The following is a 22,419-nucleotide window of genomic DNA, read 5'->3' on the forward strand; positions in this document are numbered from 1 at the left end:
CCGATCGCCGGTTCGGCCCGCCCGTCGGGTCGGCGGCGTCCCGGGCAACTTCCGGGCTAATGCGCGAGAAGCAGCGGCACGGGGGAGGCGGCGAGCAGGTCCTGTGTGACGCCGCCCAGAATCCACTCCCTGAAGCGCGAGTGGCCATAGGCGCCGGCAACGATGAGGTCGGCCGAAATCCTGCCCGCCTCGGCCAGTAGGCTTTCGGCTGGCGATATGTCATTGCGCAGGACGCTTGCCGTGGCACCGACGCCGTGTCGGGCGAGATGGGCGGTGACATCGGCAAGCGCCTCCGCCCCGCCCATCCGCCCGTGGGCTTCTTCGCTGACCGTGACGATATGGACCTGCGTCGCCTCGCCGAGCAAAGGCATGGCTTCGGCGATGGCGCGGGCGCTCTGCCGGCTGTCAACCCAACCGATCAGGATCGTGTGGATCGCCTGTCTCGGCATCGTTCCAGGGGGCAGCAGGTAGAGACCGCGCCCGCCATCGAACATCACGCTTTCGATCAGCGCGTTCCAGCGCGTCAGCCCGTCTTCGCGGGGGCAGGTGGCGACGAAGAGGTCGTTCCATCGCGCCTCCGTCGCGACGGCCWGTGCCAGCATCCCGGGGAAGGCGTCGATGCGCCTCAGCTCATGCGTCGGCCCGAGACGAGCCAGGCGCTCCCTGAGGCGCCGCTCGACGCTGTTGCCGTCCTCGATCATCGCCTCGGTCAATTGTCCGATCGCCGTGATCCCGAACTCACCGGCATAGAGTGCCGGGTCGGGGAGAAGGTTGGTGTAGAGGCCGGTCAGTCGCGCGTCACAGCGCGTCGCGAGCGCTTCGGCATGGGCCAGGCGCAGCTCGTCTTCCGGCATGCCGTCGAGATGAACGGCGATATCCCTGAAGACGTTGCCCGGGGCGGGCCGCAACGCTGCAGCGGGCTGGAAGGAGGCAGCGGGCTTGGAAGATAAGGCGCTGTCGCTCATCTCGACCTCCTGATGCGTCGCGTTGGCCGCGCAGCGATGATGAAGCGGCAGTTGCGGTATTCGCGCATTGATTCTGGTCAAGTCCGGCGGCGCTGCGCACGTCCGATCCGGTTTCGGCGACACAAGCGCAGGGGTGAGGCCCGGGGCTGTCCTTGACCGGGCCAAGGATGGCTGGCGCCGCCCCGGCCTCTGCGCCGGCGCCTTCTGTGGATCGGAATGTCGACGGGGTGCGTCGCCCGTCCTTGACAGAACACGAATGTGGCCGCCGACTGACCTTCTTTGGTGTCGCGGCTCATGTCCTCCCAAAGCGCCGGCATTCTGATGTATCGCCTCACGGGCGCGGAGGTCGAAGTCCTTCTCGTCCATCCCGGCGGGCCGTTCTGGCGGCACAAGGATAATGGGGCGTGGTCGATACCGAAAGGCGAGCTGGGGCAGGGCGAGAGCCCGGCCGAAACGGCGCAGCGCGAATTCGAGGAGGAACTCGGAATCCCGCCGACAGGCGCCCTCGTGCCGCTTGGGCGCATTCGGCAAAGGGCGGGGAAGGTGGTCGAGGCCTTCGCGCTGCGGGGCGACCTGACACCGGGGGATGTTCGTTGCAGCAGCCTTGTCGAGATCGAGTGGCCGCGCGGCAGTGGCCTGATCCAGCGCTTCCCCGAAATCGACCGGGCGGCCTGGTTTCCCCTTCCCGAGGCGCGGTTGCGCATCCTGGCCGCTCAGGGCGAGTTGCTCGACCGCCTMGAGGACAGGCTGGCCAACAAGAGCTAGGCCGGCTGTCCCTTTCGCACCGGCCTTGCCTGGATCGCGAGCATGCACCCACTATCTCGCCGGGGTCTCGTCCGCGGTGGCTCTGACCTTGGCCGTCGCTTCCAATCCAGCTTGAAGTCCGTTCTCGCAGGGCCAGAACGTAAAGCGCAGCCGCTTCGCGAAAGTACACGCAAGAGCAGATCAGAGCCCCAACCCAAACACCCAGCGGCGCGTCATAAGGGATGATGCGCAGCATCTGCTTCACCGGCATGGCAAGGAAGTGCAACCCGTCCGCATCAGCATCGAGCAGGTCAAGCAACCCGGCAATCGCCGGCTCTGTGACTTCGGTCACAGACGGACCGGCAGGCGCTCACGGTAAGGTCGCACACCCTCCCAATCTGGACCCGCCGCCATGGCGGGTCTCTTTTTGGGCGAATGGTCCTGGAATGCGGCTCGTCTCGTTCGCTGACGACAGCGTCGATCGCGACCCTGCGTGGCAGGTCAGCTTGACGCCGCCCGCAATCCTGCGACCGGCGCCTGACCCTCAGGCCTGAGCTCTCAAGCCGGCAGGCGCGCTTTGCCTGTCGAAGAAGACCTCGCAGGCCTCGGYAACCCGCGCGACGGACGCGTCATCCACATCGAGATGGGTCACCCAACGCAGCGTTCCGTAGCGCCCGCCGACGGCGATGCCGCGACCGCGCAGAAAGGCGACGAAAGCGCTGGTGTCGAGTCCCTTGGGGGTCATGAACACCATGTTCGTGCGTGACGGTCCCGCGCCAAGCTCGGGAAAACGCGCCAGCACGGTCGCAAGAGCTGCGGCGCGCCGATGATCGTCAGTAAGCCGCGTGACATTGTGCTCCAGGGCGTAGATCGCGGCCGCGGCGAGCACGCCGGTCTGACGCATGCCGCCGCCCAGCATTTTCCTGATCCGGCGGGACTTTTCGATGAAGTCTCTGGGGCCGACGAGGACGGAGCCGACCGGCGCGCCCAGCCCTTTGGAGAGACACAGGGACAGGGTGTCGAACTGCGCTGCGATCCAGGCCGCGTCCCGACCGCTCGCCGCCGCGGCATTCATCAGTCGGGCGCCGTCCAGATGCGTCGCAAGCCCGCGCGAGCGGGCGAGGTGCGTTGCGGCCTGCAGGTAGGCGTCGGGCAGGACCAGGCCGTTGAAGGTGTTTTCCAGCGCCAGCAGCCGCGTGACCGCGAAGTGAAAGTCGTCCGGCTTGATCGCGTTCGCAATGGCGTCCAGCGCGATCGTCCCATCAGCCTCGTTGGGCAAGGGCTGCGGCTGGATCGAGCCGAGGACTGCGGCGCCGCCGCCCTCGAGCCGATAGGTGTGAGCCATCTGGCCAACGAGATATTCATCGCCGCGGCCGCAATGGGCCATCAGCCCGGCGAGGTTCGCTTGCGTGCCGGTGGGGAAGAAAAGGGCGGCTTCCTTTCCCAATCGCTCGGCGACCATCGCTTCCAGGCGACTGGTGGTCGGGCAGTCGTCATAGACGGCGTCGCCAACCTCGGCCGTAGCCATGGCAGCCCGCATCCGCTCATCGGGGCGTGTGACCGTATCCGAACGGAAGTCATCCACTAGCATCGATCAGATCCTGGTTGAGCGTGAACGTGCCCCGCGAGGGCGCACCGGCTACTGCATGGAAAATGACGCAAGCCCTTCGTTGGAGCCAGCCCTGCCTTGGACCTCCGGCACCTCACGATAAGCACTTGACGCGGCATCAGGCTCGGCCCTTCGGCCGGTTCACTCCAGGCCGCCGAGGCTGGTCTGCTTGAAGCGCGATCATGGCTTCGCCCGTCTGCCGCATGGCTTCGATGCAAATCTCCAGGCCGAGATGATGTTCGAGGGCAATCTCCACGGCATCCCCGATCTGCGCGGGCGATCCGCCCAGCACCGGTGGCTACCGGCCGCGACCGCAAAAAAGACGGGCGGCTCGCTCGGAGCTGCCCGCCACTTGCTTCGCGTTTCCTTGGATCATCGGACCGGATATCGTATCGGGTCCGATGATCTAACCCTTTGTCTTTGCGTCGGCTTTGCCCCGAAAACCGCAATCCACTTTCGGGCCGATGCTTTAGTTCCMGGGCTTGTTCTTGATCGCCTGATCGATTTGCCGTTTTACGGCTTCCAGATTGAACGAGGCCGGGTCCTGCATCGGTGGGTAGTCAATCGCAGTACGAGCCAGTTTGGCGACTTCGTCCTGAACGGAGACGAACCGCCAGAACTCCCGGGCGTAGAAGTCGTTCATATAGCCGCCACCCAGGTCATTGAGGCTCTGCCCGCCGATCGACGGGGTTCGTTCGAACGGGTCCTGGCGGATATTGACCATGGTCGGCATGTCGGTGGTGACCTTCGCGCCGGGCCAACCCTGCGGCTGCTGGAAGAACTGGTACTTGAAGTTGTCGATCCGAACGGCGCCGAGTTGCGGACCGCCGAAATAGAAGAACTCATGCCGTGCGGACGGACCGTTGCCTTGGAGCAGATCGATCTGGTTGTAGCCGTCGAGATGGTTCTTGTAGGTCCTCTCGCCCAACGCCACGCCCTTCAGGAGCTGGCCGGTGATGTCGCTATTGCCGGCCGCAGCCAGGAGCGTCGGGAACCAGTCCAGCGCCGAAAAGATCCCGTTTTCGACCGTGCCAGACTTGACCTTGCCCGGCCAGCGAATGATCGCGGGCGCCCGGAAGCCGCCTTCCATGACCGTTCCCTTGGTCCCCTTGAACGGGGTCATCCCGCCATCGGGCCAAGTGAAGACTTCGGCACCGTTGTCGGTGGTGAAGATGACGATCGTGTTGTCCGCCTGGCCTGAATCCTCCACGCATTTCAAAAGGGCGCCGACGCCGTCATCGAGCTGCGCCATGCCCGCCTCTTCAAGGCCGTAATTGGTATTGCTGTTCATCAGCGACTGATATTTCGGCGACAGGAAGGTCCAGACATGCATGCGCGTCGTGTTGTGCCAGACAAAGTACGGCTTCTTGTCAGCCTTGGCCTTGTCCATGAAGTCACATGACGACTTGACCAGTATTTCGTCGAAGGTCGTCATGTCGTATTTAGCCTTCGGCGTGATGTCGTGCATGTTTGGCACGTTGGCCATGTTGGGGTAGGGCGCCAGAGGTCCCTCGTCCACGATCCTCTGCTTGCCGACCTTGCCCCAGCGCGGCATCTCGGTCGCGTCGTCCACGGTTGTGGCAAAGGTATGCACCAAGTTGCGGGGGCCGACCTTGTCGCGATAGGACTGCTCGTCCGGGAACGAATACCAGAACGGATCGGACATCGCGTCGAGGTGGTAGAGGTAGCCGAAGAACTCGTCGAAGCCGTGCAATGTCGGCAGGAACTTGTTCAGGTCGCCCAGATGGTTCTTTCCGAACTGGCCGGTGGCATATCCCTGAGTTTTCAGAGCGCTGGCGATCGTCGCTGCCTGGGCCGGCATGCCGACATCCGCACCCGCTTGTCCAACGGTGGTCAAACCCGTGCGCAAGGGGATTTCGCCGGTGATGAAACTTGCCCTGCCGGCGGTACAACTGGCTTCGGCATAGTAATCCGTGAACATCATTCCCTGCGCCGCCAGCCTGTCGAGGTTGGGCGTCTTCCCGGACATGATACCCCGGTGGTAGGCCCCGACATTGAACCAGCCTACGTCGTCGCCCATGATCACGAGTATGTTAGGCCGCTGTTGCTGCTGGGGCTGAGGTTGCTGCGCTATCGCAGGGAGACTCGCCCCGGTCAGCATGGCGATACTCGCAGAGAGACCAAGCCATTCGCGTCGACCAATCTTCATGTCCGACCCTCCAGGATGATGCTTGTGGCCGCACCTCGTGCCMATGGGCCTCCGCGGGCACCTTAAGAATTTATTCAAAATGGCGGCCGCGCCGATTTACCGGGATAGCAGGGCTGCGTGCTACTGTACCTTGGGGCAGTAGCGAACGGATCCATTGGCGCTTCGATGCCCCAGGAAGGGACATTCTGAGGGTCGGGCCTAGCCAAACTTCGTCCGTCACCGGCCTCGCCGCAAACGTCTCTGTTGGGTCGGGAGCAGCAGTCACCCCCACGATCAGGAATGTCAGCTTTCGGGTAGAGCTCCAATGCGCGCCCAACAGGTACAGGCGCGAGTATCACTCAGCGGCCCTCACGCGCGGAAACCGGATCCATGCAGCGCCGCGGCGTTTCCACCTGTCGGGCGCGGAGAGTTTCTGATGTCCGCTCGACGGAAACCGTAAGGGCGCCGATCGGCGGTTTGCGCTGCCGGATCAGTGTCCGGAGAAAACCAGTGTCTGAATCGGTAGCAGCAGCGCCTGGATCCTCAGGATCATGGCATGAACGAGCCCGACCGCGTCGACCGCATGCAGAGCGACCCTTTTGACTGAGCCGGTGTCCTTCGCCTCGATGCGATCATGGTTGCTCGAATAGGCATTGACGATACAGCTGCTGCCCGGCGTCACGCCGTCGAGCCCATCGGGATAGAGCGGCTCGAGAAATGTCAGGATCGTGCCGGGCTTGGCAATTTGCTGAACATCGATCAGCTGCTCGCCGCCGCGAAACTGCCCAGCTGCGATAAAATCCTGCAGCCCGGTCACCACCATCGGAATGATGACCCAGGGCTTTGAGACGCAGGTGGCCTCGGCAACCATGCCGACCTTCATGATCTGCGCCTCGATCTGGGAGAAGCCGGCCTGCAGGGAGGAGCGCCCGGCCTCCTCGGGGATCAGGACGCCGCCCGCGCGCATGTTCGGGTTGACGAGATCGCCGGCACGAAGCGCAAATTGTTCGACACGGCCGGTGAAGCCGGCCCGGATCACCGTCTTGTCGATATCGATCTGGGCCAAAGCCAGGTCCGCCTGGGCACTATCCCTCTCTGCCGGAAGCTGCGTCGAGATCCGGATCTGCGCGGTATCGCGCGCCGCGGCTGCCGAGTTCACAGCGGCTTCTCGCCCGGCGACGCGGACCTCCAGCCTCTCGATCTCACGCTGCGCGACGACATTCGCGTTCCGTCGCATCAATTCCTGCTTGGTCCGCAGTTCGTCCTGTGCCTGCTGGAGGTCGCTCCTCGCCTCCTGGATCTTGGATTCACTCGAGGCGAGGTCGGACCGGGCGACAACAAGCGCTGCCTCGGTCTCGGCAATCCTGCGGCGGGCGGTCTCGGCTGCCGCTTCCTGCGCGCTGCTGTCGAGACGGAAGATCGGCGCGCCCTTTTCGACCCTGCCACTGAGCCCGACAAAGACCTCGGCGACCTTTCCCCTGTTCTCCGGCATGATCGGCACGGCCCTGAAGAACAGGGTCGCGTTCGTGGTCGAGGGATGATTGTAGAAGACCACCGTGATCAACCCGACGGTCAGCATCGCGCAAGCCGTGATGCCCCAGCGCAGTTCGAACCAGACCGAGAAGAGCGTGATCTCCTTGCCGATCCGACGGCCCTGACCGTAGCGGCGAAACAGGTAGTCGGGCAGGATCGTCAGAAGCGAGCAGAACAAGAGCTCAAGCATGGGAGGGCTCCTTCTGCTCGGCGTCGCGCTTCGACGCGCGATCGGCGTGCGTCTACGAGGGATTCAACCGACGAAGTGGCTCAACCGGTGGGCCATCGCCGCGGTGATGGTGACTGCTGGCACTTCATTTCCACGAACGCTGGACGACGTCGCAAGAGGCTAGTGCTTCTCGACAGCGTCAGCAATCACTCACTCCAGACGTTTCGCGCTTGCAAGCAGCCGGCCAGCACTGCCGCGTCGATCTCCGAGCGGCGCCCGTCCTCGTCGGAACGGATCTTCTCTCCGGCGCGAACGAGCGTGCGCCAGTTCTTGGTAATCAGGTCGGCTGGGGAGGGCGCTAGCGGGCAGCCAGTGCCGGCGGTTTCTGCGCTCGAACCGGACAGGGTCTTGGCCAGGACCTCAAGGGGGCAGTGTCTGGAGCCGATCGGCCGGCGTCTCCGGCCACGGAGGCCAACGGGGACTTTCGGCCCCTTAGCGGACGTCAAACGACCTTCGCCAACCAGCCGCGCAGCAGTGCGAGATCATCACCGGTCAGGGCGTGGCTGGAATTCAGGCTCTGGTGATCGACAATCGCCCCTGCGCGACGCAGTTGCGCCGCCATCTCGATACCGTCTTCCGCCCGCCTGCGAGCATCATGGGTCGCATCGACGACGAGCACCGGCGTGGCCGGCAATCGTGTTTCCCCTGGCGTCGCGAACGGCGAAAGCGGGCGCAGCAGCGCGGCTCCCCTGACCAGATCGGGAAAGAGCATCACCAGGGCGGCAGTCATGATCGCGCCGTTAGAGAACCCGACCAGGATCGGTTTGCTCCGGCCAGGATGCCTTGCGACGATCTCTGCCATGAAGGCTCCGAGAGCCGGCGCTTCGGCCCGGATGCTGTCTTCGTCGATGCTTCGATCGGGCAGGCGCCTGAAGAATGCATGGCCGCCCTCCCATGCGACCGCCCCGCGCAGCGAGAATGCAGCCGCGCTCGGAGCTGCAGCTGCCGCGACGGGAAGCATGTCCGTTTCGTTGCCCCCGGAGCCGTGGAGCAGGATCAGTGGCGGCGCCGATGGATCGCTGGGCTCAACGAAACTGAATTGCATGGGGTCAGCGGGCTTCGACCTGTGGAGTGGATCGGCAGAGATCCCACAGGCATGACGATGGCGTGTCAGCCTGGCAGCCATCTCCGACATTGCGGCAGATGCTGACACTGCCGCGGGGCGACCCGGATGGCGTTCACGGGGCGGCGTGGCCCGCCTCTATCCGCTGACTCGCGTCGCCTGGGAAAGCCGACGCATCTCGGCGTTCTCGTGCAGGTGCCGGCCGGGCGCGGCATTGCCGATGAGCGTGACGATCGCGTCCGCCACCGTTTCCGCAGGGATGGCCCCGTAGCGGGACAGCGGGCCGAGCATGATCGGGGTGAGCGCCGCGAAGATGCGCTGGCCGATCGCCTCCCAGACGCGCCGCTCCGCGCGCCCGCCGAGAAGGAAACCGGGCCGGATCAGGTCGACCCGCGCAAAGCCGAGATCGGTGACCGCCCGCTCGATGGCGCCCTTGGTCTGCAGGTAGAAGCCGGGGCCGCCGGCGCCCACGGCGGTCACCAGGATGAACTGCCGGGCCCCAAGCGCTCGCGCAGCCCGGGCGACGGCGAGCACATAATCATGGTCGACGCGGAACATGGCCGGCTGCGACCCCGCCGTGCGGATGGTCGTGCCGAGACAGGATATCGCGACGTCGATGCCGTCGGGCGCAAGTGGCTTCAGGAACGCCTCGGGCGTTTCGTAGAGCTGCTCGAAATCGACCTCATGCCCGGACGCGGACGCTCCACGGCGCACGAGGCTGACGAGATCGATGTCGGGACGTGCGGCGAGCCGGGCCCGGACAAGGCTGCCGACCAGTCCGGTGCTGCCGGCGAGGAGGACGTGCTGGGTCATGGCGGGGAAGGCCTGGTCACGGAAGACTTGGGCAGGCAAGGCTTGGGCAGGCAAGGCTTGGGCAGGGAAGACATGGGCAGGGGCTCCTAGCTCACGGCGACCATGGCCATTATTCCGAGCGCCGGTCAAAGAGGGGGGCGGCGGGCGGGGTTTCGAGCCTGGGGGGCGTTCGACCCTGGCAGAGGCGGACCACGCTACGCCACCTCGGTCGCTCCTGTCTGCCGAGATCGGCGACACCGGCATCATCGCCACCATCAATCCCTCGGCCGGCCGGATGCGCGATTCTCGGGGCCCCGTTTTCGGGAGGCCAGCAATAGCTGTGGGGCAGGATGAGTTGAGCGATGCGGCCGACAAACACGCGCCATTATCGACTGGCCCTGTACGATTTCGCCGTCCACGGGTGTCAGTGCGCGGCGAGGCCTGTCTTCACGGTTGAGGTTTGCTCATGTCCAGGATCCGTCACGCCCAATTGAACCCGAACGCACCGGGCGCCAGGTTGCGCCTGCGCCCGTGGCGGATGGAGGACCGTGAACTCGGGCTGGCGCTGTTCGAGAGCAATGTGCCCCGCTACTTCGCAGCGGCCGAGAGGCCCGATTTCCTCACCTTTCTCGACGACATGCCGGGGCCCTATTTCATGCTGGAGTCGATGGACGGCGAGGCGCTGGGCTGCGGCGGCTATGCCGGCGGGGGCGAAGACCCCTCGGTCGCCTTCCYATGCTGGGGCATGGTGCGGGGCGACCTGCACGGTCGACGGCTGGGCGAGCGCCTGCTGAGCGAACGCTTGGCGCAGATCGCCGCGGAACCGGTGTTCGAGACGGTGATCATCGAGACCACCCAGTATAGTTGCGGGTTCTTCGCGCATTATAGCTTCGTCGAAACCACCCGCGTACCGGACGGCTTTGCGCCGGGCATGGACCGCGTGGACATGACGCTGCAACTGGACACATACCGACACGCCATGAGCACGGTTGAGATCGCTGCGCCATCAACGTGAACAAGGCTCTTATGGTTTGACCGCATCGTCTTCGTGAGCCTCAGTGCCGAACAAATCGGGCGGCCACGTGTTCCCCACGCGTTCCCGAGGAGGCGGCAGATCAGGCMGCCTCGAGCTCAATGGCACTGTGTGAGGCCACTGGCTCGCATCAGGAGGCGGAACGCCGGGCATTCCTCACCGGATTTCTGGGCATGAGTCTTGGCCTGGCCCTCGCTTTGCGGCCCCAGGGCGCGCAGGCCGCCCCACGGCTCCAGGCGCCCGAGGCGCCAAACGCAGATCTGTCTGATCTGACGCTTCCGGACGGAACGCCATTGGATTGGGCCCAACAGCGTGGTTCGGATTGGGATCGCCGGCATCACCGCCCGCCGCAGCATCGCAGACATCACCGCCGCCATCGGCGCCAGCTCTGCCGTGTGCATCGCGACAGCTTTGGCAGGCGCATCCGCCGCTGCCATTGGGTCTGATAGGGGCCGGCTTTCAGCGCGTGAAAAAACGCTTTCCGCTCGTGCGAGGCTGGCCCTTGCCCGACCCTGACCGCGACCTGTCGCGGGCGCCGCGGCGTATCAATGGCGACAGGGCAGGGTGGTGCCGTGAGACATGCTCCGGCTCATCCTTTCACTCGCGAGCCGGTGCCTTCGCACCGGTATGGATGGTCTGGCTCTGCGAAACGTGGTTGGGGGCGATGAAGCCATTGCGATAGAGCAGCGCCCCGGCCTCACCGCCTGTCAGGAAGGCAGCAAGCCCATACCCGCGCTGCCCGGTCCCGCGCGCGACGGCCAGACCATAGGACGCCGTCACCGCGCAGCCCTGGGGCAGATCGACGGGCGCGCAGGGGCCGGAGGGATCAAGCCCCCATGTGCCGGATTGGTAGCCGAGGACGATATCGGCCTGTCCCGTCTCGATCAGCCATGCGGCCGGCGCGCGCCCCGCCGGAACCTCTGACGCAAAGCCGCCGCCGAGCAGCCGGCGAGCCTTGGCGGCAAGCAGCGCGCCGGCGCCCGGCCGCAGCCGGTCGATCCGCGCGAAGACCATCTCGGCATAATCGCCCGATGGGTCGGCGCCCGGCGTCGAGGTCGCGAGCATGAGCGCCGGATTGAGCATGGCGTCGATCAGCCCGGCGGATTGGATGCCGAAATTACGGCGGACGACCGCACAGAACGGATTGCGGGCAAAGCAGATCGGCTCGTCGAACAGGCCAGCTTCGAACAATCGGCGGGGATGGTCCAGATTGGCGGACGCGAAGACATCGGGCGCCGCGCCGGCTTCGATGCGCTGGCGCAGCAGTCCGGCCGGGCCGAAGAGCGCCTCCACACGGATCGCGTGGGCCTGCTCGAACAGCGGCAGAATCTCCCCGAAAGCGCGGCGCAGGCTGCCCGCGGCATAGAGCCTGACGGGATCGGCGGCGGCGACCTCACTTGGCATGGCGGTCTCCCGGAACCGGCTTGCCGCCGTGYAAGACTTGGTCGCGCAAGACCTGGTCGCACAAGACCCGGCTGCGCAAGACCTGACTGCGGAAAACCGGGGCGAAGGCAGTCAGTTCCTGGCCCTCGGCTGTAAAGCGCAGAAGGCGCACCGGCACCTTGTAGAGTTCCGCGAGATGGGCCTCCGTCATCGTCTCGGCCGTGGGGCCGATCAGATGCCGTTCGTCGTCGCCCATCAGCAGCACCCGGTCGGCGATGGCGAGGGCGTGGTCGGGATGATGCGTCGTGAACAGCACTGCGAGCTGCCGGTCGTCGCAGATGGTGCGGATCAGCGCCATGACCTCGTCCTGATGGTGCAGGTCGAGCGCGGCGGCGGGCTCGTCGAGCAGCAGGATCGGTGTTTCGCCGGCGAGCGCCTGGGCGATCAGGACGAGCTGCCGCTCACCGCCGGAGAGCGACGTGAAGGCGCGTTCCGCCAGCGCCGCGATGCCGAGTTCGGCGAGGCAGGCGGCCGCGATCTCGCGGTCGCGTCGGCCGGGTGCCCGCAGCAGCGGGGCATGCCGCGTTCGCCCCATCAGCACGATCTCGAACGCGCTGTAGGAAAAGGCCGGCATGAAGGCCTGCGGCACGAAGCCGACGGCGTCCCCGACCGCGATGCGGCCGGCATTGGGCGCGATTAGCCCGGCGATGGCGCGCAGCAGCGTGGATTTTCCGCGCCCGTTGGGGCCGAGCACCGCGACGATCTCGCCCGCAGAAACCGTCAGGTCGAGCGCGCGGAACTGCCAGCGCCGGCCGTCATAGGAATGGCCGGCCTGCTCGGCCCGGATGCGGGGTTCAGCCATGGCCGCGCTCCGAGCCGGTGGCGCGCAGGAAGACGAGGGCGAAGACAGGCGCGCCGATCAGCGCCGTCAGGATGCCGAGCGGGATCTCGCTCTGGCTCAAGCTGCGCGCGACATCGTCGACCAGCACCATGAACAGACCGCCGGCAAGCATCGCCGCCGGCATGAGGGCGCGATGGTCGGGGCCGACCAGCATCCGCGCCAGATGCGGGATGACGAGGCCGATCCAGCCGATCACGCCGCTGACCGCGACCTGGGCCGAGACGATCAGCCCGATCAGCGTCAGCACGAGCCAGCGCGTCGGCTCGGTCCGGACGCCGAGCGCCCGTGCCTCCTCCTCGCCCAGCGACAGGATGTTGATGCGCCAGCGCAGCAGCAGGAGCAGGACGGCGCCCGGCGCAAGCAGCCCCAGCATCAGCGCGAGCTTGTCGTAATCGGCGGTGGCGAAGGAGCCGAGCAGCCAGAACACGATGCGCGGCAGCTTCTCCTCGGCGTCGGCGAGATATTGCACCAGGCTCACCAGGGCGCCGAAGAAGCCGCTGACGACGACGCCCGCCAGCACCAGGACCAGCATGTTGCGCCGCGCCACCAGCGCGTTCAGCGCGTAGACCATCAGCAGGGCCAGCATGCCGAAGAGAAAGGCGAGCAGCAGCAGGAGCCCGCGCGGCCCGCTCAGCAGGATCGCGAGCGTGCCGCCGAAGGCCGCCCCGGTCGAGACGCCGATGATATGCGGGCCGACCAGCGGGTTGCGGAACACCCCTTGCAGCGCCGCCCCGCACAGGGCCAGCCCCGCCCCGGCCGCAAGCGCGGTCAGGACGCGCGGCAGCCTGACCGTCAGCACGACATGGCGCTCGATCGCATCCGTGCCGTCGAATGCGAGCAGGATCTGCCCGACACGGGCCGGTGAAATGCCGTAGCGGCCGATGCCGAGCGAGACCAGCAGGACGAGCACGAGCGCGCCTGCAAGAAGCGCCAGAACAAGGCCGGGGGCGGCGCGACGTCTTGTGCGCGCCACGCGGCGGTCGGCCCCCGCCGTCAATGGAAAGAATCGTAGCCGGTGCGGTAGAAGCGCCTGTAATAGGCGTCCGCCTCGGCCTGCATGTCGATATCGGCGAAGCGGTCGGGATAGAGCTTCTTGGCCATCCAGAGCTCGCCCAGCGCCATCGCCTCGGGCATGGGATAGCCCCAGGCCTTGGCATATTCCGGCATCAGGTAGATGCGGCCCGCCTTGACCGCCTCGATCGGCTGCCAGGCCGGGGCGCGCCGGATCTCCTCGACCACCTCAGGATAGCGCTCCTGCACGAAGATGACGGCGGGATTCCATTTCAGGACATCCTCCATCGTCACCTGCTTGAAGCCCTGCAAGGCGGCGGCGACATTGGCCGCGCCGGCACGGTTCATCATGATGCCGGTATATTTGCCCGAGCCATAGGTGTTGAGGTCGGGATTGGCCATATAGGCGCTGACGCGCTGCCCCGGCGCGACCGAAGCGAGCCGCTGTGCGACCAGCTTGCGCTTGGCCTGGGCATAGGCGACCAGCGCCTCGGCCTCGTCCTTGCGGTCGAGCACGGTACCGACCAGCCTGACGCCCTCGGCGAAACCGCTCTCATAGGCCGCCTGCTCATCGGCGACGACGGGGCTGACCTTGGTCGCCTCGCCCGGCGGTGCGCTCAGCAGCGAGATCGCGATGACGGGAATGCCGGCCTTCTCGATCTGGCCGATCATCTCCGCCGGCGCGTAGTTGGTGACGAAGACCGCGTCGGGCTTCAGCTGCAGCAGGGCCTCGATATTGAGCTTGGTCAGGCCGCCCGGCATCGGCAATTTTGCGAGCTCGGGAGCAAGGCGGACATAGTTCGCGCCGAGCTGCTGCTTCCACTGGTCGAGGATGCCGGCGAGCTTGCCGGTCGCGTTCATCTGGACGACGAGATTGAGCGTCTGGTGCTGGAGCACGACGGCCCGCGAGACAGTGTCGGGCAGCGTCACCGTCCGCCCTAGCTGGTCCGTGACGATCCGCTCGGCATGGCCGGACGTCGCCATCAGCGGCGCAAGCAACAAGGCGAGGAGAAGAGCCGGGACGCGCGATCTCATGACTATCCTCCCGCAAGCCGATGAAGCGTCGGACGTGCAATGCCGGGATGCCGGATCGGCATCGAGGCGCTGTATTCAACCGGGAATAGCGTGCGATGCCTTGGGCGGCAAGCTGGCTGGAGGCTTGGTTCTTCAGCTTCCGCCTCCTCGCTCCACAGCGGCTTCGCCCTCCTGAGTCGGCTTAACGTCGCCCTAACGATCTAAGTCCATGTTTCTCCAAAGCCTTGCCTGAGAGACATCCATGCCGACCCGCCGTTGCTTTACCATGTCTGCCTTGACCTTTGCCGCTGCCGGGCTCGCGGGATGCGGCACGAGAAGCAGCGTCGGCCTGCCGGCTGTTTCCCCAGCCAGAGCGAGCCCGACGCGTACATTGGCGCGGCCGAACTACGCCGAAGTCTATACGGATTATCCAGGTGAGCGGTTTGCGGTCCGGACGGTGGATTATCGAAAGGTTGATCCGGCCTATCTGCGCCAGACCGTCGAGCTTACGCGAGAGGAGGCCCCGGGCTCGATCATCGCCGATCCGGCCTCTTACCATCTCTATTTCGTCGAAACGCCCCGCGTTGCGACCCGCTACGGCGTCGGTGTTGGACGTGAGGGCTTCGCCTGGTCCGGCTTGGCGCGGGTCAACATGAAGCGGGACTGGCCCGATTGGGTTCCGCCCCGCGAAATGATTGAGCGTGAGCCAGCCATCAAGGCCCAGCTCGAGAAGACGCCGAGGGGCCTTGGCGTGCGCGGTGGCCCCAATAGTCCGCTGGGCGCGCGTACCCTGTATCTTTTCGGGGAAGGTCGGGATCTTGGCTACCGAATTCACGGCACTCTGGAGCCCTACAGTGTTGGCACCAACGTCTCGTCGGGCTGCATCCGGATGATCAATCAGGATATCGTGCATCTCTACGCACGCGTCGCCCCCGGAACGCCTGTTACCGTACTGGCTGCGTGACACTCGGCTGGGCGGCGCGGCGCTGTTCACGCCGCGACCCGTGCTCGGCTCCGACGGTCGGCCGCATCCGGGTTAGTTCCCAGGGGCCTTTCCCGCCTGCGTGTTGCTTTCGATCTGCGAGACGTGGTTGAGGGCGATGACCCATCCATTGTCGCGCTTGCGCATCAGGCGGGTGTTGACGCCGGTCTGGTTACCCGCCGCGCGCACCAGCTTGTAGTCGCTGATCAACTGGGCGGCATCGGGCCCCAGCATCTCGATGCGGATGTTCGAAAAGGCGAGCTCGCCCTGCGAACCCGGCCCGCCGCCATAATCGGCGATGTAATGGTCGAGCGTTCCCTGCCAGTCCTTCTGGATGCGGCCGCGCGAGACGAAGATCACATCGGGATTGGCGAAGCCAGCCATATAGCCCGCGAAATCGCCGCGGTTCCAGGCCGCCTGCATCGTGGCGATCACCGCACAGATCGCCTCTTTCTCAATGCTATCAGTCATTTGGAACGTACCTTTCAGAGCGCGTCAGAGCGCATTCTTGGCGACGGCCTCGTCTTCCTGACGCTGCCGTTTGATCAGGACTTCCTGGGCCGCCGAGACGAGATGGCGGCGCAGCGCGTTTTCCGCAGTCTTGGCGTCCTGATCCAGGATCGCGTCGACGATCTGCTGATGCTCGCGGCAGGAGCGCTTGATGCGTCCCTTGTCCTTGAGCTGGAATTTGCGGAAGGGCGCGAGCTTCAGCCGTAGCGTCTGGGCAACCGCGATCAGGTCGCTGTTATGGCTGCCCTGGAAGAGCAGGCTGTGAAACTGCGTGTTGAGCTCGGTGTAGCCATCGAGGTCGCCATCGTCGGCCAGCGCATTCATCTGGCGGTGCAGGCTTTCGAGTTCGGCCCGCTCCCGCATCGTCATCCGGTGTGAGGAGAGCCGGCCGCAGGTCGCCTCGAGCTCGGCCATCGCCTCGAACATCTCGTCGATGCGCTCCGTGGAAATCTGCGTCACGACCWCGCCCTTATAGGGCTCGCGCTCGGCCAGCCCGCGGCCGCACAGGATATGCAGTGCTTCCCGGACGGGCGTGCGGGAGACGCCGAACTGCAGGGCGATGGAGGCTTCATCGAGCCGGGAGCCCGCCGGAAATTCGCCGTTGATCACAGCCTCTTCGAGCTGTTCGGCGATGAAATCACTGCGACTTTTCTTGGTGGCGGCCGGCACGTCCAGCATCGCGCGATCTTCAATTCCCAAGCTCGCCATCCCCTGAGTTGACCATCTCGGCCGATCCCGATGAGTACACAATCCTATTGCAATGTAGACAAAAAATATACAAAACGAGCCGCTCCCGCATGAGCAGCGGCACAAAATCCTGAGGCTTGTCTAACATCCCCGCGTGGATCTCCGGCCTTGTCGACAGCCTTCCTCAAGGCGGTCGCGGATGGCTGGAAATGAGGAATTGCCATGACTTTTACGACGCGACCGGAACTCAGGGGCACATTCGGAGCCGTTTCCTCGACGCATTGGCTTGCCTCGACCGTCGGCATGTCCATCCTGGAAAGGGGCCACACCGCCTTTGACGCCGCGGTCGCCACCGGTTTCGTCCTGCAGATCGTCGAGCCCCATCTCAACGGCCCCGCCGGCGAGGTGCCGATCATCGTGACCCCGGCCGGAGCCGATCAGCCGATCGTCATCTGCGGGCAGGGGCCGTCCCCTGCGAAGGCGACCATCAAGCATTTCAAGGATCTCGGCCTCGATATCATTCCGGGCACCGGCCTGCTCGCCGCCTGCATTCCCGGCGCATTCGGCGCCTGGCTGACGCTGCTGCGCGACTACGGCACGGCCGAGCTCGAAGACGTGCTGGCGCCCGCGATCTATTACGCCAGGACCGGCCACCCGCTGGTGCCACGCATCGCCCGGACGATCGCCTCGATGCGCGAGCTCTTCGAGACCCATTGGCCGAGCTCCGCGGAGATTTACCTGCCGGGCGGCGTGGCCCCTCAGTCCGGCAAGCTCTTCCGCAATCCGCAGATCGCGGCGCTCTACCAGCAGATCCTCGACCACGCGAAATCGGCCGGGAATCGCGAGGCACGCATCAATGCGGCGCTCGACTTCTGGTATCGCGGCCCGGTCGCCGAGCGGATCGAGGAATTCTGCGCCACGCAAGAGGTCTGGGACGTCTCGGGCCGCCGCCACAAGGGCCTGATCACCGCCCAGGACATGGCTGACTATCAGCCGAAGATCGAAAAGCCGGTCTCCGTGACCTATGGCGACTGCGAGGTCTTCAAATGTGGGCCGTGGTCGCAGGGACCGGTCCTGCTGCAGATGCTGCAGATCCTCAAGGGCACGGATATCGCCGATCTCGATCCGACAAGCGCCGATTTCGTGCATCTCGTCGTCGAGACGGCCAAGCTCGCGATGGCCGACCGCGATTCCTGGTACGGCGACAGCTCCGATGTACCGATCAAGGCGCTGCTCTCCTCCGGCTATGCCGATATCCGCCGCGCGCTGATCACGGGTAAGGCGTCGATGGACGTCCTCCCCGGCACCCCTGAGGGGCGCAATCCCAATCTGCCGCCGCTGCGCACGGTTGGCACCATTGCACAGCCCGGCCTTGGCGGCGGCGAGCCGACGGTCGCCCGCGAAGCCAAATTGCCGAATGACAGGCAGGGCGAACCGGCACTGACCCGCGAAGGCGCCCAGCGCGGCGACACCGTGCAGGTCAGCGCCGTCGACCGCTGGGGCAATATGGTGTCGGCGACGCCGTCCGGCGGCTGGTTCCAGTCGAGCCCGGTCATTCCCGGTCTCGGCTTCAGCCTGACGACCCGCGCGCAGATGTTCTGGCTCGAAGAGGGCCTGAACTCCACGCTCGCGCCGTCGAAGCGGCCGCGCACGACGCTGACGCCGTCGACCGTCTATCGTGACGGCCAGCCCTACATGGCCTTCGGCACGCCGGGCGGCGACCAGCAGGATCAATGGCAGCTGATCATGCTGCTGCGCCATCTCCACAAGGGCATGAACCTGCAGGAAGCGATCGACGCCCCGTCCTTCCATACCGACCATCTAGCGAGCTCCTTCTGGCCGCGCGAGATCAGCTTCGGCGCGGTCACGCTCGAAGACCGCTTCCCGCAGGCGGTCCGCGACGATCTGGCGGCGCGGGGCCACAAGATCACCGTCGGCGACGCCTGGTCCGAAGGACGCCTCTCGGCGGTCGCCCGCGAGATGGATGGCGATGTGCAGCTGGTGAAGGCCGGCGCCAACCCGCGCGGCGTCCAGGGTTATGCGGTCGCCCGCTGATCCCGACCCGCTGACCCCAATGAGACAAGCATTCCGGAACAGGAGAGGGGACTATCGATGAAACCGACTTATCTTGCACTCGCAGCCAGCCTGACGCTCGGCGCCATGGCCGTGACGGTGGCGCCCGCCGCCGCCCAGACCGTTCTCAAGATCGGCCTGCAGGACGATCCTGATACGCTCGACCCCGTGTCCAACTGGAGCTTCGTCGGCCGCCACGTGCTGCAGTCGCTCTGCGACAAGATCGTCGACATCGACCAGAACGGCAAAATCATCCCGATGCTGGCGGCCAGCTGGGAATGGAGCGCAGACAGCACCGTGCTGACCCTGACGCTGCGCAGCGATGCCGTCTTCCACGACGGGACCAAGGTCGACGCCGCGGCGATCAAGTACAATCTGGAGCGCGCGCTCACCTCGGGGATCTCRCGGCGCAAGGCTGAGATCAGCGCGATCAAGAGCGTCGAAGCCGTCGATCCGACCACCGTCAAGATCAGCCTCAAGGAGCCTTCGGTTCCGCTGCTCGCCGCGCTCAGCGACCGCGCCGGCATGATCATCAGCCCGGCGGCTGGTGCAAAGCTCGGCGACAAGTTCACCGATGCGCCGGTCTGCTCCGGTCCCTACAAATTCCTCGAGCGCGTGGTCCAGGACCGCATCGTCCTCGAGAAATTCCCGCAATATTACGATGCGGCGAAGTACAAGTTCGATCGCCTGATCTATCGCGGCATGCCGGATTCCAACGTCCGCCTGCTGAACCTGCGCTCGGGCCAGCTCGACCTGATCGAGCGTCTGGCAGCGACCGACGTGGACGCCGTCAAGGCCGACAAGGCGCTCGCCGTCGATCCCGTCGTCGGCCTTGGCTATTACGGCATCACCTTCAGCATCGGTGGCGATGGCGCCAATCTCGATGCCGGCAAGAAGGCCGCGATCCGCGAAGCCTTCAGCCTCGCGATCGATCGTCAGGCCATCAGCAATGTCGTCTTCGACGGCCAGGCCAGCATCGGCAACCAGCCGTTCCCGCCGTCGAGCCCGTTCTACGACAAGAGCTTCCCGGTTCCGGCCCGTGACCTCGACGCCGCCAAGAAGAAGATGGCCGAGGCCGGTGTGAAGTCGGTCAATCTGGAACTGCTCGTTCCCACCGATGCCGAGCGCCAGCAGGTCGCCCAGCTCATCCAGGCGATGGTCCAGGACATCGGCATCAAGGTCTCGATCAAGCCGACCGAACTGATGACGCTGCTCGACGTCGCCCGTCAGGGCAAGTTCCAGTCGCATCTCGTCGGCTGGAGCGGCCGCGTCGATCCCGACCTGAACGTCACCCCGATGCTCTCCTGCGGCGCCGCGACGAACGACGCCAAGTATTGCAACGAGGCGCTCGACGCGATCCTCGCCAAGGCCCGCTCGCTCGGGGACCCCGCCGCGCGCCAGGCCGAATACGCCAAGGCGGTCGCGATCCTGCTCAAGGACCTGCCGATCGTCTATCTCTACCACTCGCAGTGGATCTTCGCGCACAGCTCCAAGATCACCGGCCTCAAGCCCGCTCCGGATGGCATCATCCGCCTGGCTGACGTCAGCCGCAAGAACTGAGCCGGCACCCAGGAACCAAGAACTGAACCGGTACCAAGGACGCGATGAGCACCCCACTCCGATCCGTTCGGGCTGATGACGCATCCGCGTCCGTCCTCGACGTCAACAACCTGCGTGTCGCCTTCGAAGGCGACACGCGCACCGTGACTGCGGTCGACGGCGTCAGCTTCTCGGTCCGGAAGGGGCGCACGCTGGCGATCGTCGGCGAATCCGGCAGCGGCAAGAGCGTGACCTCGCTCGCCGTGATGCGGCTTCTGCCCGAGCACAGCGCGCGCATTTCCGGCCGCGTCAATTTCGATGGCCGCGAGCTGCTCGACGAGAGCAAATCAGGCATGCGCAGCCTGCGCGGCAACCGGCTGGCGATGATCTTCCAGGAGCCGATGACCTCGCTCAACCCGTCCTATACGGTCGGCGAGCAGATCAACGAAGTCATCCTGCGCCACCGCCCGATCTCGAAGAAGGAGGCGACAGAACGCGCCATCGCCATGCTGAAGCTGGTGCGCATTCCGTCGCCCGAGACCCGCTACCATCAATATCCGCACAATCTCTCGGGCGKCATGCGTCAGCGCGTGATGATCGCCATGGCGCTCGCCTGCGATCCCGAGCTGCTGATCGCCGACGAGCCGACGACTGCGCTCGACGTCACGATCCAGGCGCAGGTGCTCGAGCTGATGCGCGAGCTGCAGCAGAAGACCGGCACCGCCATCATCCTCATCACCCATGATCTCGGCGTGGTCGCGGAATCCTGCGACGACGTCATCGTCATGTATGCCGGCCAGGTCGTCGAGCAGTGCTCGGTCGAGGATCTCTTCACCTTCCCGCAGCACCCCTACACGGTCGGCCTGCTCGGCTCGCTACCGCGTCTCGACGAAAAGCGCGAGCAGCTGGTCGCCATCACCGGCACCGTGCCCGATATGGCCAATCCGCCCTCGGGCTGCCGCTTCCAGGCGCGCTGCCCCTTCCGCGTCGCGCGCTGCGCCGAGATGCCGGACCTCATCGAGGTCACGGCCGGCCATTTCAGCCGCTGCTGGCGTGCGCCCATGCAGGACCTCGTCCCATGATCCAGAGCGCCTCCAGCTCCCCCGCGGCCAAGCCGATCCTCGAAGCCCGCGGCCTCGGCAAGAGCTTCGTCGTCAAGCGCTCGCTGTTTGGCCGCCCGCTCGCGTCCGTCGGCGCGGTCGATGACGTGACCCTGTCGCTGATGCCCGGCGAAACGCTCGCCATCGTCGGCGAATCCGGTTGCGGCAAGTCGACGCTCGGCCGCCTGCTGATGCGCCTGATCGAGCCCAGCTCCGGCGAGGTCTTCATCGACGGGCAGGACGTCACCCACGCCAGCCACGCGGCCGTGCGCGCACAGCGCCGGCATGTGCAGCTGATCTTCCAGGACCCCTATGCCTCGCTCAACCCGCGCATGAYGATCGCCCAGACGATCGCCGAGCCGCTGATGCTGCACGACATCGTGCCGGCCGGGCAGCGCGCCAGGCGCGTCGCGGAGCTTCTCGACATGGTCGGCCTGCGCCCGGAACAGGCGGACCGCTATCCGCATGAATTCTCCGGCGGCCAGCGCCAGCGCGTGGTCATCGCCCGGGCGCTCGCCTCCGAGCCGAAGGCGATCATCTGCGACGAGGCGGTGTCGGCCCTCGACGTCTCGATCCAGGCGCAGGTCCTCAACCTGTTGAAGAACCTACAGAAGCGGCTCGGTATTGCCTTCGTCTTCATCTCGCACGACCTCGGTGTCGTGAAGCACATCGCCGATCGCGTCGCCGTGATGTATCTCGGCAAGGTCGTCGAGATGGGCACCTCCGACGAGATCTTCGCCGCGCCGCGCCACCCCTATACGCGGGCGCTGCTCTCGGCCATTCCGGTCGCGGCGCCGCCGAGCCACCAGCGCTCGCGCGCGGCGAGACTCCATGGCGATCTGCCGAGCCCGCTGTCCCCGCCCGAAGGATGCCGGCTGCATACACGCTGCCCGCATGCGCGACCGGCCTGCAAGAGCGTGAGCATGGTGCTCGAGGTCGAAGCGGGCGGCCATGCCAATGCCTGCGCCTTCTGGCGCGAACTGCCGGCACAGGATGCAGCCGAGATTGCGCGTGAACCACGCAACCCGAAGCTCGAAAAGCTGTTCGCGGCCTTTGAAGCCATGGCTGCGCGGCCGGCCCAGACCGTGACGGAGGGCTGACC

General features: G+C 65.8%; 19 protein-coding genes and 1 pseudogene. 7 read left to right on the forward strand and 13 right to left on the reverse strand.

Annotated features, from left to right (window positions below):
* Window positions 1–56 precede the first annotated feature (56 nt).
* Window positions 57–965, reverse strand: a complete 909-nt coding sequence (locus AC1D34_RS10650; RefSeq protein WP_476824219.1) for a universal stress protein — start codon at window positions 963–965, stop codon at window positions 57–59.
* 294 nt (window positions 966–1,259) lie between these two features.
* Here AC1D34_RS10650 and AC1D34_RS10655 point away from each other — a divergent pair, with 294 nt between their 5' ends.
* Complete coding sequence (locus AC1D34_RS10655; RefSeq protein WP_441507349.1) at window positions 1,260–1,730, forward strand: NUDIX hydrolase; 471 nt, start codon at window positions 1,260–1,262, stop codon at window positions 1,728–1,730.
* Window positions 1,731–2,253: 523 nt separating this feature from the next.
* Here AC1D34_RS10655 and ltaE read toward each other — a convergent pair.
* The 6 genes and pseudogenes from ltaE to AC1D34_RS10685 all read right to left on the reverse strand — a co-directional run bounded on the left by ltaE (window position 2,254) and on the right by AC1D34_RS10685 (window position 9,105).
* Window positions 2,254–3,300 (reverse strand): low-specificity L-threonine aldolase, encoded by a 1,047-nt coding sequence (gene ltaE, locus AC1D34_RS10660; RefSeq protein WP_476824220.1) that lies wholly within the window; start codon window positions 3,298–3,300, stop codon window positions 2,254–2,256.
* 159 nt (window positions 3,301–3,459) lie between these two features.
* Window positions 3,460–3,610: pseudogene (locus AC1D34_RS10665) on the reverse strand (L-serine ammonia-lyase); the annotation flags it as partial.
* Between the two features lie 177 nt (window positions 3,611–3,787).
* On the reverse strand, window positions 3,788–5,440 hold the full coding sequence (locus AC1D34_RS10670; protein WP_476824221.1) for an arylsulfatase: 1,653 nt from the start codon (window positions 5,438–5,440) through the stop codon (window positions 3,788–3,790).
* Window positions 5,441–5,957: 517 nt separating this feature from the next.
* Complete coding sequence (locus AC1D34_RS10675; RefSeq protein WP_441507352.1) at window positions 5,958–7,190, reverse strand: HlyD family secretion protein; 1,233 nt, start codon at window positions 7,188–7,190, stop codon at window positions 5,958–5,960.
* Between the two features lie 481 nt (window positions 7,191–7,671).
* Window positions 7,672–8,364, reverse strand: a complete 693-nt coding sequence (locus AC1D34_RS10680) for an alpha/beta hydrolase (protein WP_441507353.1) — start codon at window positions 8,362–8,364, stop codon at window positions 7,672–7,674.
* Between the two features lie 66 nt (window positions 8,365–8,430).
* The gene (locus AC1D34_RS10685; protein WP_441507354.1) at window positions 8,431–9,105 is read right to left on the reverse strand and encodes an NAD(P)H-binding protein; all 675 of its coding nucleotides are present in this window, start codon (window positions 9,103–9,105) and stop codon (window positions 8,431–8,433) included.
* Between the two features lie 445 nt (window positions 9,106–9,550).
* On the opposite strand from AC1D34_RS10685, the gene AC1D34_RS10690 reads away from it, so the two are divergent.
* Window positions 9,551–10,099, forward strand: a complete 549-nt coding sequence (locus AC1D34_RS10690; protein ID WP_476824222.1) for a GNAT family N-acetyltransferase — start codon at window positions 9,551–9,553, stop codon at window positions 10,097–10,099.
* A 615-nt stretch (window positions 10,100–10,714) separates the two neighbouring features.
* On the opposite strand, the gene AC1D34_RS10695 is transcribed toward AC1D34_RS10690, so the two are convergent.
* From AC1D34_RS10695 to AC1D34_RS10710, 4 genes are read right to left on the reverse strand one after another with little or no spacing between them, the layout of a single operon-like run.
* Window positions 10,715–11,521 (reverse strand): substrate-binding domain-containing protein, encoded by an 807-nt coding sequence (locus tag AC1D34_RS10695; protein ID WP_441507356.1) that lies wholly within the window; start codon window positions 11,519–11,521, stop codon window positions 10,715–10,717.
* The gene (locus tag AC1D34_RS10700) at window positions 11,511–12,362 is read right to left on the reverse strand and encodes an ABC transporter ATP-binding protein (RefSeq protein WP_476824223.1); all 852 of its coding nucleotides are present in this window, start codon (window positions 12,360–12,362) and stop codon (window positions 11,511–11,513) included. The genes AC1D34_RS10695 and AC1D34_RS10700 overlap by 11 nt, the downstream gene beginning before the upstream one ends.
* The gene (locus AC1D34_RS10705; RefSeq protein ID WP_441507358.1) at window positions 12,355–13,374 is read right to left on the reverse strand and encodes a FecCD family ABC transporter permease; all 1,020 of its coding nucleotides are present in this window, start codon (window positions 13,372–13,374) and stop codon (window positions 12,355–12,357) included. Before AC1D34_RS10705 ends, AC1D34_RS10700 begins: the two co-directional genes overlap by 8 nt.
* A gap of 20 nt (window positions 13,375–13,394) precedes the next feature.
* Window positions 13,395–14,447, reverse strand: a complete 1,053-nt coding sequence (locus tag AC1D34_RS10710) for an ABC transporter substrate-binding protein (RefSeq protein WP_441507359.1) — start codon at window positions 14,445–14,447, stop codon at window positions 13,395–13,397.
* Window positions 14,448–14,688: 241 nt separating this feature from the next.
* Between AC1D34_RS10710 and AC1D34_RS10715 the strand changes: the two genes are divergently transcribed.
* Window positions 14,689–15,390, forward strand: a complete 702-nt coding sequence (locus AC1D34_RS10715; protein ID WP_441507360.1) for a L,D-transpeptidase — start codon at window positions 14,689–14,691, stop codon at window positions 15,388–15,390.
* A 72-nt stretch (window positions 15,391–15,462) separates the two neighbouring features.
* Here AC1D34_RS10715 and AC1D34_RS10720 read toward each other — a convergent pair whose 3' ends face one another.
* Complete coding sequence (locus AC1D34_RS10720; protein ID WP_441507361.1) at window positions 15,463–15,879, reverse strand: nuclear transport factor 2 family protein; 417 nt, start codon at window positions 15,877–15,879, stop codon at window positions 15,463–15,465.
* A gap of 24 nt (window positions 15,880–15,903) precedes the next feature.
* Window positions 15,904–16,617: a GntR family transcriptional regulator gene (locus AC1D34_RS10725; protein WP_476824224.1), complete on the reverse strand. Its 714-nt coding sequence runs from the start codon at window positions 16,615–16,617 to the stop codon at window positions 15,904–15,906.
* A 210-nt stretch (window positions 16,618–16,827) separates the two neighbouring features.
* Here AC1D34_RS10725 and AC1D34_RS10730 point away from each other — a divergent pair, with 210 nt between their 5' ends.
* The 4 genes from AC1D34_RS10730 to AC1D34_RS10745 are packed head-to-tail and all read left to right on the forward strand — an operon-like array spanning window position 16,828 to window position 22,417.
* On the forward strand, window positions 16,828–18,660 hold the full coding sequence (locus tag AC1D34_RS10730) for a gamma-glutamyltransferase family protein (RefSeq protein ID WP_476824225.1): 1,833 nt from the start codon (window positions 16,828–16,830) through the stop codon (window positions 18,658–18,660).
* A gap of 57 nt (window positions 18,661–18,717) precedes the next feature.
* Window positions 18,718–20,238, forward strand: coding sequence for an ABC transporter substrate-binding protein (locus tag AC1D34_RS10735; protein ID WP_441507364.1), 1,521 nt, complete (start codon window positions 18,718–18,720; stop codon window positions 20,236–20,238).
* Window positions 20,239–20,282: 44 nt separating this feature from the next.
* Window positions 20,283–21,299, forward strand: coding sequence for an ABC transporter ATP-binding protein (locus AC1D34_RS10740; RefSeq protein WP_476824226.1), 1,017 nt, complete (start codon window positions 20,283–20,285; stop codon window positions 21,297–21,299).
* On the forward strand, window positions 21,296–22,417 hold the full coding sequence (locus tag AC1D34_RS10745; RefSeq protein ID WP_476824227.1) for an ABC transporter ATP-binding protein: 1,122 nt from the start codon (window positions 21,296–21,298) through the stop codon (window positions 22,415–22,417). The genes AC1D34_RS10740 and AC1D34_RS10745 overlap by 4 nt, the downstream gene beginning before the upstream one ends.
* The last annotated feature ends 2 nt before the right edge of the window (window positions 22,418–22,419 follow it).

The organism is Allobosea sp. P1_A7 (genome assembly GCF_056406775.1).

Bases quoted from the DNA above. Each gene is read 5' to 3' on its own strand.
- AC1D34_RS10685 (WP_441507354.1), bottom strand. From the start codon at position 9,105: ATGACCCAGCACGTCCTCCTCGCCGGCAGCACCGGACTGGTCGGCAGC.
- AC1D34_RS10715 (WP_441507360.1), top strand. From the start codon at position 14,689: ATGCCGACCCGCCGTTGCTTTACCATGTCTGCCTTGACCTTTGCCGCT.
- AC1D34_RS10680 (WP_441507353.1), bottom strand. From the start codon at position 8,364: ATGTCGGAGATGGCTGCCAGGCTGACACGCCATCGTCATGCCTGTGGG.
- AC1D34_RS10720 (WP_441507361.1), bottom strand. From the start codon at position 15,879: ATGACTGATAGCATTGAGAAAGAGGCGATCTGTGCGGTGATCGCCACG.
- AC1D34_RS10730 (WP_476824225.1), top strand. From the start codon at position 16,828: ATGACTTTTACGACGCGACCGGAACTCAGGGGCACATTCGGAGCCGTT.
- AC1D34_RS10695 (WP_441507356.1), bottom strand. From the start codon at position 11,521: ATGCCAAGTGAGGTCGCCGCCGCCGATCCCGTCAGGCTCTATGCCGCG.
- AC1D34_RS10710 (WP_441507359.1), bottom strand. From the start codon at position 14,447: ATGAGATCGCGCGTCCCGGCTCTTCTCCTCGCCTTGTTGCTTGCGCCG.
- AC1D34_RS10675 (WP_441507352.1), bottom strand. From the start codon at position 7,190: ATGCTTGAGCTCTTGTTCTGCTCGCTTCTGACGATCCTGCCCGACTAC.